At 34.6% G+C, this 15,468-nt stretch carries 14 protein-coding genes and 3 pseudogenes; 10 read left to right on the plus strand and 7 right to left on the minus strand.

Annotation, left to right across the window (positions count from 1 at the left end):
- Positions 1-33 precede the first annotated feature (33 nt).
- Positions 34-822: a phage tail protein gene (locus ABWU38_RS04770; protein ID WP_353272576.1), complete on the plus strand. Its 789-nt coding sequence runs from the start codon at positions 34-36 to the stop codon at positions 820-822.
- Positions 823-1,232: 410 nt separating this feature from the next.
- Complete coding sequence (locus ABWU38_RS04775; protein ID WP_353272827.1) at positions 1,233-2,471, plus strand: multidrug effflux MFS transporter; 1,239 nt, start codon at positions 1,233-1,235, stop codon at positions 2,469-2,471.
- Here ABWU38_RS04775 and ABWU38_RS04780 read toward each other — a convergent pair.
- Positions 2,455-3,414: an IS5 family transposase gene (locus ABWU38_RS04780; RefSeq protein WP_353272271.1), complete on the minus strand. Its 960-nt coding sequence runs from the start codon at positions 3,412-3,414 to the stop codon at positions 2,455-2,457. The genes ABWU38_RS04775 and ABWU38_RS04780 overlap by 17 nt on opposite strands.
- 214 nt (positions 3,415-3,628) lie before the next feature.
- On the opposite strand from ABWU38_RS04780, the gene ABWU38_RS04785 reads away from it, so the two are divergent.
- The 6 genes and pseudogenes from ABWU38_RS04785 to ABWU38_RS04810 all read left to right on the plus strand — a co-directional run.
- Positions 3,629-4,444, plus strand: a complete 816-nt coding sequence (locus ABWU38_RS04785; protein WP_410542154.1) for an RDD family protein — start codon at positions 3,629-3,631, stop codon at positions 4,442-4,444.
- 382 nt (positions 4,445-4,826) lie between these two features.
- Positions 4,827-5,156 (plus strand): annotated as a pseudogene (locus ABWU38_RS04790) (ankyrin repeat domain-containing protein); the annotation flags it as partial.
- A gap of 9 nt (positions 5,157-5,165) precedes the next feature.
- A pseudogene (locus ABWU38_RS04795) lies at positions 5,166-5,381 on the plus strand (PD-(D/E)XK nuclease family transposase); the annotation flags it as partial.
- A gap of 302 nt (positions 5,382-5,683) precedes the next feature.
- Positions 5,684-6,151, plus strand: a complete 468-nt coding sequence (gene bcp / locus ABWU38_RS04800) for a thioredoxin-dependent thiol peroxidase (RefSeq protein WP_264688477.1) — start codon at positions 5,684-5,686, stop codon at positions 6,149-6,151.
- A 16-nt stretch (positions 6,152-6,167) separates the two neighbouring features.
- Positions 6,168-7,247, plus strand: coding sequence for a DNA replication/repair protein RecF (gene recF, locus ABWU38_RS04805; protein ID WP_353272577.1), 1,080 nt, complete (start codon positions 6,168-6,170; stop codon positions 7,245-7,247).
- A 294-nt stretch (positions 7,248-7,541) separates the two neighbouring features.
- A pseudogene (locus ABWU38_RS04810) lies at positions 7,542-7,895 on the plus strand (hypothetical protein); the annotation flags it as partial.
- Positions 7,896-7,913: 18 nt separating this feature from the next.
- On the opposite strand, the gene ABWU38_RS04815 reads toward ABWU38_RS04810, so the two are convergent.
- The 6 genes from ABWU38_RS04815 to ABWU38_RS04840 all read right to left on the minus strand — a co-directional run bounded on the left by ABWU38_RS04815 (position 7,914) and on the right by ABWU38_RS04840 (position 13,490).
- Positions 7,914-8,156 (minus strand): transposase, encoded by a 243-nt coding sequence (locus tag ABWU38_RS04815; RefSeq protein ID WP_353272578.1) that lies wholly within the window; start codon positions 8,154-8,156, stop codon positions 7,914-7,916.
- Positions 8,157-8,515: 359 nt separating this feature from the next.
- Complete coding sequence (gene leuS / locus ABWU38_RS04820; RefSeq protein ID WP_353272579.1) at positions 8,516-11,023, minus strand: leucine--tRNA ligase; 2,508 nt, start codon at positions 11,021-11,023, stop codon at positions 8,516-8,518.
- Positions 11,024-11,035: 12 nt separating this feature from the next.
- Positions 11,036-11,641: a murein hydrolase activator EnvC family protein gene (locus ABWU38_RS04825; protein WP_253310003.1), complete on the minus strand. Its 606-nt coding sequence runs from the start codon at positions 11,639-11,641 to the stop codon at positions 11,036-11,038.
- Between the two features lie 53 nt (positions 11,642-11,694).
- Positions 11,695-12,030 carry a MerR family transcriptional regulator gene (locus tag ABWU38_RS04830; protein ID WP_253307245.1) on the minus strand — a complete coding sequence of 112 codons (336 nt, stop codon included), beginning with the start codon at positions 12,028-12,030 and terminating at the stop codon, positions 11,695-11,697.
- Positions 12,030-12,335 (minus strand): integration host factor subunit alpha, encoded by a 306-nt coding sequence (locus ABWU38_RS04835; protein WP_253307244.1) that lies wholly within the window; start codon positions 12,333-12,335, stop codon positions 12,030-12,032. The genes ABWU38_RS04830 and ABWU38_RS04835 overlap by 1 nt, the downstream gene beginning before the upstream one ends.
- Before the next feature lie 60 nt (positions 12,336-12,395).
- The gene (locus tag ABWU38_RS04840) at positions 12,396-13,490 is read right to left on the minus strand and encodes an MFS transporter (RefSeq protein WP_353272580.1); all 1,095 of its coding nucleotides are present in this window, start codon (positions 13,488-13,490) and stop codon (positions 12,396-12,398) included.
- 234 nt (positions 13,491-13,724) lie between these two features.
- Between ABWU38_RS04840 and ABWU38_RS04845 the strand changes: the two genes are divergently transcribed.
- Together ABWU38_RS04845 and ABWU38_RS04850 are read left to right on the plus strand one after the other, a co-directional pair.
- A complete protein-coding gene (locus ABWU38_RS04845; RefSeq protein ID WP_353272581.1) occupies positions 13,725-13,958 on the plus strand; it encodes a hypothetical protein in 234 nt (77 codons plus the stop codon).
- 34 nt (positions 13,959-13,992) lie between these two features.
- Positions 13,993-15,384, plus strand: a complete 1,392-nt coding sequence (locus ABWU38_RS04850) for an ankyrin repeat domain-containing protein (protein ID WP_353272582.1) — start codon at positions 13,993-13,995, stop codon at positions 15,382-15,384.
- Positions 15,385-15,468: the final 84 nt, after the last annotated feature.

Here is a 15,468-nt window from a genome sequence, read left to right on the forward strand (position 1 = left end):
ACATGCCTATCAGTGCTATGCAACAAAGCCATTATGGAGGAGGGAGAGGCGCAAAATATAGCTGAGGTTTTACTTTATTCTTCGTGGCAAGAGAGAAATATATACAATTTCAAGCTGCCGATAAAATATGCGTGGCTTGCGCCAAGTGATGTCATAACGATTTTAGACGGTGAGAAAAAGCATACGGTGAGAATTATAAAAACAAAATTTGAAAGCATGTCCATTCAAGTAAGTGGTGTTGGTTATGACAGCTCCATATATAAGCTTTCTTTTCCTTCAACAAGGTCTCTTATGCTGAAGGAATACCCTCCTTCTCATATCAGCAAAACCATCGTAGAAATGATAGATTTACCGCATGTTAAAGGTAATATCGCAAGCTTTACTTTAATTGGTGAGGAAAGGAATTGGAAGGGAGCAACGCTCTTTATTTCGTACAACGATAAGGATTATAAGCCTATCGCAAGCACAAATAAACAGTCTACTTACGGATATGTAATGGAATCTACCGATGAGGGGCTTGTAATAGTATTACGTTTTGGTAAGCTGCTAGGAATTATCGATTCAAATTCAGCATTAATCGGAAAAGAGATAGTGAAATTCCAGAGTACTAAACTCATAGATAAAAATAAATATAAGCTTAGCAACCTAATTAGAGGGCAAGAAGGTACTAAAGAGTATGAGCATACAGGAGGTGAGAAATTTACCTTACTTGATGATTCAATAATTTCTTTTGAAGTGCAATCAGGGAGAAAATTTTACCTCAAAGCAGTGACTTATGGTGATTCGTTGGATAACACGGAAGCAAAGGTCCTGAACAATTGATGCTCAGTATTTAAACTTAAACCTGAATAATTGAAGATAAGATATTGAAATTCAGGCTTTTTATGATTTTAGCTTAAGATTCTAGTGTCAAAGCACATAACTGTACGAACATTGTGATTTGAATCCACTAGGAGGGTGTCATTCCAGTCTGGAATCCAGCTTTTTCATAATCATCAAAACGTTGTATAAAACGGCTACTTTTATGCTTACCAACTTAATAAAATTCCTGGATCCAAGTAGTCAAGGCACTGGGATGACAAAGGAGGACAGTGTCCGCTACTCGAATGACATCGTTTACTATGTAACATTGTACTTATACTAATGAAAAAAATATATTATAATCAAGTATATTTAATCCAGTAAATCATTAAGTGAAAACAGCTCTTTCGCAAAATATCATCTCTCTTATTATGATATTGTCTGTAGCAATTGTCGATATGGCAACTGACCTATACTCAGTTGCACTACCAAGCATTGCCAATTATTTTAAAGTAGAAGGCAGTGTAGTGCAGCTTACAATTAGCTTGAATCTAGTTGGATTTGCAGTATCTGGATTAATTTATGGTCCATTATCGGACCATTATGGTAGGCGTCCAATGATGCTGATTGGTATGACAATTTTTACTTTAGCAAGTATCATGTGTTATATAGCCGACAGTATTGCGCTCTTGATACTAATTCGCTTCATACAAGGAGCAGGGGCAGGTGTTGCAGGTGTTGTTGGGTATGCAGCAATAAGGGATATGTACTCGGGTAGTGAATACTCGAGAGTAATTTCAAAGTTAAATATGGTAGTGGCACTCTCACCTGGAATAGCTCCAGTGGTGGGCGGTTATATAATTTCACATGGGTATAGTTGGAAATTTTTGTTTTTTATTATATCACTTGCGGCAATTGCTATGCTTATTTTTATTTACTTTAAGTTACAAGAAACACTCATTGTGAATAAAAATGAAACCAGTATAACTAACATAACTACTAATATCTTCAAGCAATACATATCAATATTTAGAAATTATCGTTTCCTTGGGTTTTCAGCCATTCATGGATTAACTTTCATGTGGCTTTGGGCATATGTTGCTAACTACCCGTTCATATTTGAATCAATGGGCATTGAAGTACAGTATTTTGGCTACCTCATATCGATCATAGTCATATTTTACATAATTGGAACTTTAATTAATAGAAGGTATGTACCAAAAGTAGGGGTTAGCAAAATGCTAATAATAGGTTTGGTGTTACCGATAATATCCGATAGTTTATTGGTATATTTTTATTTCGCGGACAAGTTAAATATATTAATTCTTCAAGTTGCCTGGATTCCAGCCAATATTGGGCTTGCATTAGTAATCAGCAATAACGTAACTTCTGCTTTAGAAACGATCAAAGGTATAGGGCTTGGTAGTGCAGTCCTCTCATTCTGCAATATGATGTTTGGGGCTATTGGAATATATATAGTAGGAAAATTTTTTCGCTATGGCATTTTACCAAATTTACTATTAACAATAATATGCTCTACAATTGCAATTCTTATGTACAGCCTGCTCAAATATACTGAAAAACATGGGCATTATTTGCGTGATCCAGGGGCTTTGTTGCATAGCACTGATAGGCATGTAAATCACAGTGAATTTACGCAGCTAATTTAAATTTAGCCATACCTATATCAGTAAATTTGTTCAATAAGTAGCACTTAATTAACAGCTCTTTTTCACGATTTACCTCTGATTTATTTTTCAAGCCAAACCCAAATATTTGCTTCAACCTATAGAAAAAGACTTCAATATAAGACCGTGCTCCATACTTAACTTTTTTCTTCCATTCATTAATACCATCTTCATAATTCTCATATGACCTAATTCTACTAATATACTTGTTTCTTTCTGATAAGTAGTCAGCTAAACAAATTTTAGTATCCTTCCTAGGGCGAATAATAGGCACAATATTGTATTTTCTGCATTCTTTATACACACTTTTTATATCATAAGCCGCATCTGCTCGAATAGAACAAATGTTATATTTATCACTGACTTCTTCTAACATATCGCAGACCGGCAAATAGTCTACAGCAACACCACTAGTGTAGTTCATGCTTATTGCTTTCTTATCATTTATGTTTAAAACAACATGTAATTTTCTTACTTGACCATAACCACTGTATTTTCTTTTTCGAATATTAAGCTTACTATGCCCACCGTTCTTATTGTAGATACTAACTCTAGTGCTATCTACGGCAATTTCAACATTTTCCAGATCATCTTTATTGCTTCTATGGTCATCAATCTTCAAATTAAGCTTTTTAAATCTTCTGGAAGCTTGTGTATAGCTGATAATCTTAAGTTTTTTGCCTATTTGTACCATATAACCTTTTACAAAACCTACAGCTTGTCTCAAGCCAATTCTAAAAAGATGAACTATTATGTGTATTAAAATTACAACTTTATCACTATAAGTGTTATTGCCACCTGCAACTTTTGGACTATTTTCATACCAATTTTCTATGGCTTGATTAACAAAATGAAAAACATTTCCTCTTTTTTTGAGAAACTCGTTATATTCTCTTTGGTTACTTACTCTCATTTTTTGTGGCATAAGTTGTACTTGTTTGAAAAATGCCTATTTTACAACAAAATGCGTTAGTAGCCATATATTAAAAAGCTTTTCTTCTTACAATAACCTCAACCAACACTAGCTATGCAACAAAGCCCCTGACATTGATACAGGCCTTATATCAGAACGATATGAAATATTAGAAGACTTAGGTACATTACTAGAAAGTTTAGTATATATAGCATTAGAAGTATTAATGATAACAAGACTTGGTTCGACTCCAGGAAAATTGCTACTTGGTATATACATAAAAGATGCAAGCACACTTAAAAACGCTGCTTTAATGCAAGTAGTGATGAGAAGCACTCTCAAGGCATTTTTGTTTGTACCTCTCTATATTTCTGAGTGGTTTTTAATTTTACCAATATTGATCCTAATACCTGCAATATTTGATCAACGTAAGCAGCTTTTCTACGACAAAATTGCAAAAACAGTAGTAATGGATCATAAGTCTGAAGAATGCTATCCAAGATTAAACTATGTATATGTGGGAATAACTAGGTGTGCTATAGCATATATTATTGACCGTCTTATTATTATGGGAATTTCTTTAGTCTATTTTCCTTTTGTAAAAATAATTTTTCACCCTGCTAAATCTCAACTATTAATCATATACATTTGCTTATTTTTTTTGCTATCAATAGTATTCGGAATATTCATAACAAGAAGATTTAGTTGTACTCTAGGGCAATTGTTATGCTGTATCCGTATAAAAGATGCAAATACACTTAACAATATTACTCTAATGCAAGCAACAATTAGGTATGTTTCTCTTGAAGTTATTAGCTTCATATTGAGTTCTTTATTCATTATGGATATATTATTTTTTGATAAGTATACTTCTAAATGGTGGCCTGAACCTTTATCAGACTTAATTTTTACAGCTATAATACTAATTTTTGTATCTGCAATATTTGACAAACGAAAGCAGTTTTTTCATGATAAAATTGCAAAAACAGTAGCTGTAAAAAAGAAAGCAGAAGTAATAGTGATAAATAAACCTACAGGCTAATTTACGTGTTTTGTTTTTTCTATTCAATTTCTGATCTGTATAAAATTTACTTAAAAAGTTGTTGACACTAAAAATATCCGTGTTATAAGCAAGGCTATACTTAGTATTTATATAAATTGTTTACGACCATTTAGTTTTACAGTGAGGGTAATTTCTAATTACACTTAAGGGGGGTGAAATGGTTATAGGTCAGCAACAGTTAACTGGTAAAATAGCTACAAGATATAATACCATTCAGTTGTTACGGTCTAGCACTTTAAAGCAAAAAAGTCTTAGTGATAAAATTAGTGATGTAGGGGTAAGTGGGCTAATAGATGATACAGTTAAACTTAGTCGTTCAAAGCGAGATATGGGAAGAGGTATATATTACTCAGTAGTCCTTATGTATCGTGCATATCGGCTGGTAGATAAACTGGGTTGGAAGCGTGGTTTACAGGTAGTCAATCGGTACTTAGTTACAAAACGTGGACAGGAGAAAACTCTAGAAACAGCCAGGGAACTTTTAGGTGATATAGAAGATTTAAAAGATTTTATAGATGATCTCAAACAAATTTTGTCTACTGAAACAGGAAAAGAGCAAGTTATAGAGGAATATAGCAACACATCTTTACACTTAGCTGCCAAGCAAGGTAATTTAAATGCAGTGAAATATTTTGTAGAAAAAGGGGCTGATATTAATGCTAAGACCAATGGTGATGATACTCCTCTCTACAAGGCTGCATTTGTGGTCGAAATGCAGCTCGCTCGCGACAAGTGCTTTGAAAAACGCGCACAAGCATATGCTGGTAAAGTTTACTCAAGACAGTCTGGCAGATACACTAATTTAAAGAAGGTCTTCTTTATTGCGATTTCAAATTGTATTTTGTTTCCTAAGAAATCCAATTATATATCTAGCAATACTATAAGAGATGAGGAAACTAATGAGCATGACTTACAATGCTTAAGCTTAAAGCATTAGATGCTTTTTACAAGATACAAGGCAGAAACTTATCAATAAGCCCCCATCAAGAATCTTATCTGTTAGCTATATATAAAATTTGATACTCTGACTACAATATACTACTATAGATAAAAGTGTTATCAATGGAGCAAAGTATGGAATTAACAGTAGGAAATAATGTACCATACTACTATAATACCACAGAAGTGGTATTAATGGAGCGAGGTATGGAATTAGCAGTAGGAAATAATGCACCATATTACTATAATACCATAAAAGTGTTATTAATGGAGCAAGGTATGGAATTAGCAGTAGGAAATAATGCACCTGATTTTAGCTTACCAACAGATTCTGGTGAAAATTTATCATTGAGTGAATTTTTTGATAAAAAAAATGTAGTTCTTTATTTTTATCCTAAAGACGATACTCCGGGTTGTAGGATGGAGGCAAAAGGCTTTAGAGATAAAATAGATGATTTTTCTTCCCTTGACACAGTGATAATTGGTGTATCAAAAGATAGTGTTAAGCGCCACGCTAACTTCAAAGCAAAATATTCTCTGCCATTTTCCTTAGTTTCTGATGAGAATGCTGAAATGTTGGAAAAATATGGTGTTTGGGTAGAGAAAAGTATGTTTGGCAAAAAGTATATGGGAATAGAGCGCACTACTTTTTTAATAGATAAAAAAGGTAAAGTAGTGAAGATCTGGAAAAATGTAAAAGTTAGTGGGCATGTTGATGAGGTTCTGGAAGAAGTAAGGAGAATGTAAACTAAAGAATAGGTTAATGGCTACCCATTGCTACATAAAAAAGCTGAAATTACATAATTTTCGTAGCCACTCAAACTTTGAACTGGATTCAGATGATAGCTCAGTTGTAATAACTGGCGAAAATGGTATTGGTAAAACTAATATACTTGAAGCAATCTCGTTGCTTGCTAAAAGCAATGGAATGAAAAAAGCAAAAGCCAGTGAGATACAAAATAGATTCAGTAATGAAGATTGGGTAGTGCACTATGATTTTTTTAATGGAACGGATTTTAATTCAATTGGTATCGCAAAGAGTTTTGATAAGAAACTAATACAAATTGATGGAAAAACGCAATCAAGTTATTCATCTCTGTATAAGATATCCAATGTAATATGGCTGATTCCACAAATGGACTATGTTCTTCTTAATTCTCCAAGTGACAGATTAAAATTTTTAGACCGTATAGTTTCACTGTTTAAAGAAAATTACACTTGCTGCTACATGAAATATAGAAAAGCTAAACATGAGCGAAGTAAACTATTGAGGGAGAACATTTTGAACAAAAACTGGTTCTCTAGTCTTGAAAACATAATGGCCGTTAATGCAGTTAGTATTTTACATATGCGATCGTCTGTTTTAAAAATATTACAAGATACAATTGATAACCATTCCAGTAAGCTTTTTCCGAAGGCAAGTTTGAAATTCAGCAGCCAGCTAACTTTGGACGATACTGCAGAATATTTTCAGAATCGTCTAAAGGAAAACAGAGAAAAAGATTCATTGACTGGTAGAGTAACCCTTGGTGTGCATAACGATAATTTTCGGGTTTTTTGTCAAAAAAGAAACGTACCAATAAATCTGTGCTCCACTGGAGAACAAAAGTTATTACTGCTTTCTATTATTTTATCCAGTGTAAAAGCAAGGTGTATTCATTACAATAAGGCACCACTTCTTCTACTTGATGATATAATGTCTCATCTGGATAAACATTACAGAAAGGCGTTAATAGAGGAAGTGTTAAGTATTCAATGTCAAACTTGGATAACTGATGTAAATCAAGATAATTTCAATAGCTATCTTTATTCTTTCAAGTTTTTTGAATTGTTAAGTAAATAAGTGACAATATTCTTCTGCAAAAGGAAAGAAATACTTACGTCCTTGGTCTTTTATTATATGACTGTGACCTTACCCAGATGATATGAATAAGTATTGCTTGGTTGAAAGCAAGAGAAGATAATAACTTTTCAGAGTGGATAGGTGGCAGGTTGGTACTTCTTTTGAGGCACTTTCTTCTCTTACATGGAGTGTAGGAAGAAGACCTCGTGACCCAGATTCTGCCACCGGCGAGGCTCACAAAATGTGATGACCTCGTATAGGAGTTTGGAACAACCGGTACTCTGATATATTGAAATATGCAATTGGAGGAAAAATGCGTCACATTGGAGTTATACTAATAGCTTTACTGCTTGTTATCTGCAAGAAGGGAAGCCAGAGTATATTCAAACGTTTTGCTTAAAAGACTTGGATAATTTTATCGAAAATCTTCAAGAAACAGATAAAGTGGCTATAGAAGCAACAGGCAATAGCTGTTTCTTTTATGATGCAGTTTCACCTTACGTTAAGCGTGTGGTAATAGTCGCTCCCGGACAGTTTGAAGTTGTGCGCCGCTCTATACACAAAACAGACAAGCATGATGCAAGAGCTATTGCTTTCTTTCTAAGCAAAGATATGTTGCCTGAGGCAAGGCATAAAAGCAAACAATGTTAGCAGTTATAGTATTTTCTAAAACGAATGATAAACGTCTAAAATGGTATTACCAACTAAAAGGTGTAAGTCTGTACATTGATGCATTAGAGGTCTGAGGCGACTTTTGATGATGTGCCAACAATGCTCTATCGGATTTAGATCAGGTGAATATGTTGGAAGATAAAGCAAATGACAGCCAAAAGACTCTATTAATGACTTTGTTTTGGGAGTTTTATGGAATGTAGCATTATCCATAACTATGGTTGTATTACGCTGCAATTGTGGTTCGCTCTAACCATACATTAAATACATATTTATTACACCCTCCTGTGAAGGTCATTGGTGCAATAAACTTCTTTTTAATCCATCCACCTATTATACTCACTCTTTCCCGCTTTTTTCCTGGAACATCAGCATATATTTTTTCTCCTCTTGGAGCTCGTGCATATTCTCAGTATAGAATATATTATACCTTTATCATTCGCTTTTGAAAATACTATAAAACAGAAACAAAAGTGCTGTTTATTGCAGCTTTTGGGTAATTTAATAGTAAAAATTTTAGAGAGAAATTTTATACACTATCACTGATATTTTCCCTTAAGTTGACGCCATTGCCTGAACAGATACACTCGGATTTTTTATATAACTATATTTACTATCTTATTTGGTACAGCATATACAGTGCGAACTTTGCTTTGACCGATCTTACTGGACACAGAGTCTATCGCTATTTTCTTCAATTCTTCTTGAGGTAAGTTAATTGCTACCTTTATTGTTGTGCGTAATTTTCCATTGATTTGCACTGCTATAGTTACCGTATCGTCAACTAATAATGATTCATCAGCTTTTGGCCAAGGTTGACCTCCTATTTCTTGCCATAGGCTTTCAGCTAGATGTGGCATGAACGGTTCAATTACTCTGATTAGTATACATATACCTTCATCAATAAGAGATTTTCCAGTTTTTACATCTATTTCAGCTATTAAGTTCGTCATCTCACGAAATTTTGCCACTACACAGTTTAATCTGCAGTTTTCCAAGTCATCTGTAAGTCCGTGTAAGAGTTTATGAATTTTTTTTCTGTACTCTAGAAGTCCACCCGTAATACTTTCATTATCATAGTGTATATTTACAGGTCTCAGCTGCATGACCATACGCCACAATTTATTTACATAACGAGAACAACCTTCCACGCCATCATCGGACCATTCCATATCTTTTTCTGGAGGAGTGTCGGACAACACAAACAAGCGAGCAGTATCAGCACCATACTTTTCTATGATAAAATTTGGATCAACTGTGTTCTTTTTCGACTTGCTCATTTTTTCAACTTTGCCCACTTGAACCTTAGCTCCTTGTGCAATCAACTCTTTTGCTTCTGCGGGAAATAGCCACTTACCATTTTCGTCTTTATAAGTTGCATGGCAGACCATTCCTTGAGTGATTAAAGTAGAGAAAGGCTCTTTAATAGCAAAATAGCCACATTTGGTTAAAGCACGGCAGAAAAATCGTGAGTAAAGCAAATGCAGAATTGCATGTTCTATCCCACCTATATAATAATCAACAGGCATAAAACGATTACATGCATCTTTGTCTATTGATTTATCTTCACTACAGAATGCAGCAAAATACCAGGAAGACTCAAAAAAGGTGTCGAATGTATCAGTTTCACGCTCTGCTTGCTTTCCACATTTTGGGCAATCAACGAACTTCCAAGTTGGGTGCTTATCCAGCGGATTGCCACCACTTGTAAATTCTACATCTGCAGGTAGAACTACAGGAAGGTCTTTTTCTGGCACTTGCACAGTTCCACAATCTTTACAATATATTATAGGTATAGGGCATCCCCAATAACGTTGTCTCGAAATTCCCCAATCATGTAAACGATAGTTTGTTGTTTTCTCACCTATCCCTTTTTCTTTGAGCTTTTTAATGATTACTTCCTTTGCTCTACTTACCGTTAATCCGTTTAAGAATTCAGAATTGAACATTACCCCATCGCCAGTATACGCCTCCTTTGTCATCCCAGTGCTTCGACACTGGGATCCATTGTAAGAATTCTGGATTCCATCGTCACGCGCTGGAATGACACCTAAGTGGGCTGAAGAAATAACGGGAATAATCGGCAAATTATATTTCTGTGCAAATTCAAAATCACGCTGATCATGTGCAGGGCAACCAAAAATCGCACCTTCCCCATATTCCATCAACACAAAATTCGCTATGTAAAGCGGCAATTCCTTATCAAGAAATGGATGCTTAACGTTTAATCCGGTGTAAACTCCTATTTTTTCATCATTCTCCCCATTTGTTTTTATGTTATCGATAAAGTCCTGTATTTCTTTATTTTTTAAATCCTGCACAATAGGGTGCTCTGCTGCCACTGCACAAAAAGAAGCCCCAAATAAAGTATGAGGATAAGTTGTAAAAACCTTCAATTTCTTATTTAAGCCAACTACTTCAAACTCTATAGTTGCTCCTTCAGATTTTCCTATCCAACGCTCCTGCATTGTTTTGACTTTTTCTGGCCAATTTTTCAAACTTTGCAGGCACTTGAGTAAGTCTTCAGCGAAATCAGTAATCTTTAAAAACCATTGGGACAACTTACGTTTTTCAACAACTGCACCTGATCGCCACCCTTTTCCATCAACCACCTGTTCATTTGCAAGCACTGTTTGGTCCACTGGATCCCAGTTAACCCATGACTCTTTTCGATAGGCAAGCCCATGCTTTAAAAAATCCAGGAAAAATTTTTGTTCGTGTTTGTAGTAATCAGGCTCACATGTGGAGAGTTCACGCTCCCAATTATAAGAAAGACCTATAGATTTCAACTGTGTACGCATATTATCTATATTCTCTTTTGTCCATGTTTCAGGGCTAATATTATTGTCCCTTGCTGCATTTTCAGCTGGTAATCCAAACGCATCCCAGCCAATTGGATGCAAAACCTCAAATCCACGAGCTCTCTTGTAACGCGCTATCACATCCCCTATTGCATAGTTACGTAAGTGCCCCATATGAATTTTACCGGATGGATATGGAAACATCTCCAATACGTAACATTTCTCTTGTTCACTATTCTTGCTTACAGAAAAATCCCATTTATCTTGATAAAATTTTTCAACACTTTTAAAATCATATTTCATATAAATCCAAATTCAATTACAGTTCACATGCATCAAAGGATCAACCGCTTGGCCATTATGCCGTATTGTGAAACACATCTGTGGATCTTTATCTTGTGTGCTTGATTTACCTGCAGATCCAATCACTTGACCTTGCTTTACTTTATCACCAATTTCAACATGTATGTTTTTTAAATAGGAGTACACAGTCATGTAATTATCTTTGTGTTCTACTATAATTAAATTTCCATACCATCTCAGCCCTTTGCCTACATATACCACTTTGCCGGGTGCAGAGGCAACTACATTCGTTCCATTTTGAGCAGCAATTTTTATGCCATCCTTACACATTTCATCAGAAGAGGTAGCTGAAATAACTGTACCTTTAACTGGCATTACAAATTTGCAATTTACCCCCACGTTTTGTGCATTATTGTTATCTTTGTATATCCTGTTTATGATGGCTTTTCTATTTTCTTTTTTTATTAAAGGCTCCCTAATTAAATGGTACTCTCTTGTATATTCCAGCTCTCTTTTTCCGTAAAATTCTTCGCCTTTAAGCAGCACAGGTGCAGGTTTTTGCAGGCCACAGCCTATTAATATTGCTAATAATATAAGAAATGAAGCTATATGCCACATTTTAGATATATCAACTCTCACAAAACTCCAAAATTTTAGCGAGACGTAGTGTTTCACGCCTGTTCGTTACTTTCCTCGTTATTTATTTTACTAGTTAAATAATCCCTCAAATCGGTAAGTTCTTGCAACAAATTCTTTGGATCAAGATTGACTTTTATATCATTACCAAATTCTTTTTGCACTCCTTTTATTGTATATCCTTTATCATATAGCATGTATTTTACTTTCTTTATGGCCTCTATACACTTAAGATCATATAGCCTTCTTCCTTTACGCTTTGTAGGCTTAATTTGATGAAATTGACCTTCCCAAAATCTTAAAACATGCTGTTCCAAATGTAGCTCTTCAGCTACTTCCCCAATCGTATAAAATAATTTTTCCTTATTCATTAATTATTGATTAATTTTTTTATAATTTTTGAAGGCCTAAAAGAAATTGAATTTCTTGCCTGAATCATCACTTTCTCTGATGTATTTGGTATATTTCCTGGTCTTTCCTTCTTTTTCTTAACCAAGAATGTTCCAAATGACGATATTTTTACTATTCCATCCTTTACCAAGCTTGTCTTTATTTCGTTCAATATATCATCTATTATCGAAGCAGAGTCTTCCTTTGATAATCCTATTTCTTGGTTTATATTTTCAGCTATCGTTGCCTTAGTTACTGTTGTGTCTTTTGTTGTAACGTGATCCATTATTGATAAATATTACAATACGTAAATATAATATAGCAATCGACTCGAGATTCAGCTACTTTATTTTTTAGGGTATGTCTCTTCTGTAGCATAATTTAAAATACTAGCAACTGCCAACATTACAAATATTGCAAAAAGCGCCATTTGATGATCTGTAAAAAGTGCTAGCATTGACACTATAATTCCGCTGACAATAAACATAAACCCATTGATAATGGATGATGATGTGCTAATGTATTTTCGTTTCACAATCTCGCTGCCGACAGTAAAATTAAGCATATGTCCTCCCGCAAAAAACCCGAACATTAACATACAAAAGTACACAACGTGGACTGTTAAGTGGCTGCACAACAAAATAATCATTGAAATACCTTGTAACAGAGCAAAAGCAGAGATTACATGCCTTCTATTTTTAAATAGATTTGAGATTCGATCTGCAATTGGAGCACCAACTGCAAGACCAAGCCATAATATTGCGGTTGCTACACCTGACTCCACTGCATCAAGTTCTGAGTTGCTCAGTAACCTTGGAGCCCACAAGGTATTCAGTGCTAAAAATGTTCCAAAAGTAATAGCACCCACCACTGAAGTTATCCAGATATCTCTTAATTTTAGCACTGTGAGTACAGAGCACATTACTGTTCTTATAGAGCTTTTTATTGTGCATTCTTCTGAACTGCTTTCTGGAAGTGTGTTTGGACAAAAAAGCGTAAGTACAAATATCAACACACCAAATAGTATTATGCATACAATCAGATTCTTCCAATCTGCACCTTCGGCAAGCAAGCTAAAGAACAACATTTGAATCACCAAAGCGGAAAGACTTGAAATTGTCTGCACTAGTGAAAACATTAATCCAAATTGGGCAACGGAAAAACATATGCTACTTGTATGAGCAGCACCAATAAAACCAAATGATGCTCCAGTTGCAATCAATACTTGAGATAAAATCAAATGGGAAAAATTATCACTATTAATAAGGACAAAAAACCCCAAGATCATAGTTGATAACGAGAAAAAATAAATTTTTTTACTGGAAAAAACATTAAACGTTGCCCCACTAAAAAATTGTAAGATAGCAAAAGTCCAAGTATATACTGAGTTAGCTAGCGCAACTTGCGCGATTGTAAGTCCAAGTTCTTTTTCAAGATTCACACTTATAAAAGTATAAACTATCTGAATATTGCTGAATATAACAACCAAGTTACTGATCAGCCAAATGAACCAAGCCTTAGCTCTGCTTTCCATAAGATTTATTTTTATAAGTAATCTATTAGAAATTTAACACTAAGTCTCTTTTTAAGCTATTGTTTCCTGAATAAGTGCTGGACTTGACTTCCTTTAGCTTTATTGTACAATTAAATAATTTTATTCTAGGGTTAGATTAATATGGCACCACGTGAGTCTCAATTCAAAGAGTTTAATAATATCATTGCAAAAATAAGTGATAACATTAATTCCGGTAGGGTTGGTCATGCTGAAATTTATGAGGAAATAAAAAATCAGTTAAGAGAAAATCTTAGTACTATATATGAAGAGTGGGGAAGTAGTCAATTTGATCCAAGTTTTAAGTTCAAGTTATCTGGTGGTTTGTGGCACTACGGAGACGACGCTATTACATAGCGCAATTAATTGCAGAGAAAAAGAAACTGCATGTATGCCATTGGTTCAACGTCTATTAGAGAAAGGGGCTGATCTTAATGTAAGAGATAGCTACAATAGTACTCCACTAAGTGAAGCTGTTTACACCGAAGGAGACAATAATAAAGAAGTAGTAAAGTTATTGTTAGACGCTGGAGCAGATCCAAATGCAATAGACGATGGTGCTACAGATTCAAGAACCCTGTTATCTATAGCGTGCCGTTATTCTGATGAGAGTCTTAATGTAGAGGCAGCAAAACTTCTATTAGAAAATGGAGCAAACATTAATGAAGTGGTAGATAATAAAGAAAATACTGTTTTACATCAGCTTATTCGTCAATCATTTGACATAAGAGAACAAGCTTTCAAAAAACAACTTACTGACTTAATAGGACTTTTTATAAAATATGGGGCTAATATTTATGCTAGTAACAATTTTAGTAAGACTCCTGAAGGTCTTATTGACGTGCAGTTTCATGGTCATCACATAAATGATAAGAAATTTGTCACCTCTATACAAAAGTTTTTAGAGAAGCAAAAGGACTCAATAGAGTACCACAGAAAGTTATTTGAGGTAGTAGAACAGAATAAAGATCTTAGATCACTTGCTGATATTATAGCAGGAAATGGTCTAATTGGTGTAATGGGCATTCAAGTTTGCAGCAAAGTGATACCTCAAATACTTGGAATACCAGATATAAAGCTTGTCATTAAAGGTACTATTGCTGAAGGTGAGGTTGAGCAAGAGTTCTCTCAGGGAACAGGATGGCCTGTTATTGAGATTGAAGATGGTTCTCTTAGATATTATGACTTATTCGATAAGATTATTTCTTGTTTTGAAGATAATCCTGTAGTCAAAGACCTATCATCTCAAAAATCGCAAATCTTGTCATACAGAATATTTCGCTATATCAGGGAAAACACAGAGGCTATAAAACAAGAGCTTTGGGGTGAATCCAGAGTTAGTAGTGCACCGACTGAAGTAAAGAAAAAGGAAGACAGCATAACAGAAGAGTATGTTGCACAAAAGCCTAATAAAGATGATCAGGATACTGTAAAACAGCATGGTAAGGAAAAATCAAAAGGTAATGCTGCTAAAGAAAACAGGAATGAGATAAGTGATACTAGTTACACAGATAAAAAACCTATGGTAACTGGACGTTCTACTTTTAATTCTGGTGTTTATTCTCAAAAAGAGCCACCAATATTTTCTAGAAAACAAAAAATTGCAATTGCTGTTGGTATTGTTGCTGCACTAGCAACAGCTTTGGTCTGTTATTCAGTTCAACTACCCATTTTGGCAATAGTTGTGTCTGCATTAATAGCCGGGGTTGGTGCTTACATGGTGTCAAGTAAGCTCTACGATGTTTCTATCTGTAACGGTACTAACCAACAGCCTGGTTTTTAGTTGCTTTATGTAAAGTATCAATAACTTGAGATATAGCTGATTCACTTATAAAACTCCGTGGCTTAGGGTTTTGTTCTTTTAACC

Source organism: Wolbachia endosymbiont (group A) of Urophora cardui, assembly GCF_964028435.1.
Lineage (GTDB): Bacteria > Pseudomonadota > Alphaproteobacteria > Rickettsiales > Anaplasmataceae > Wolbachia.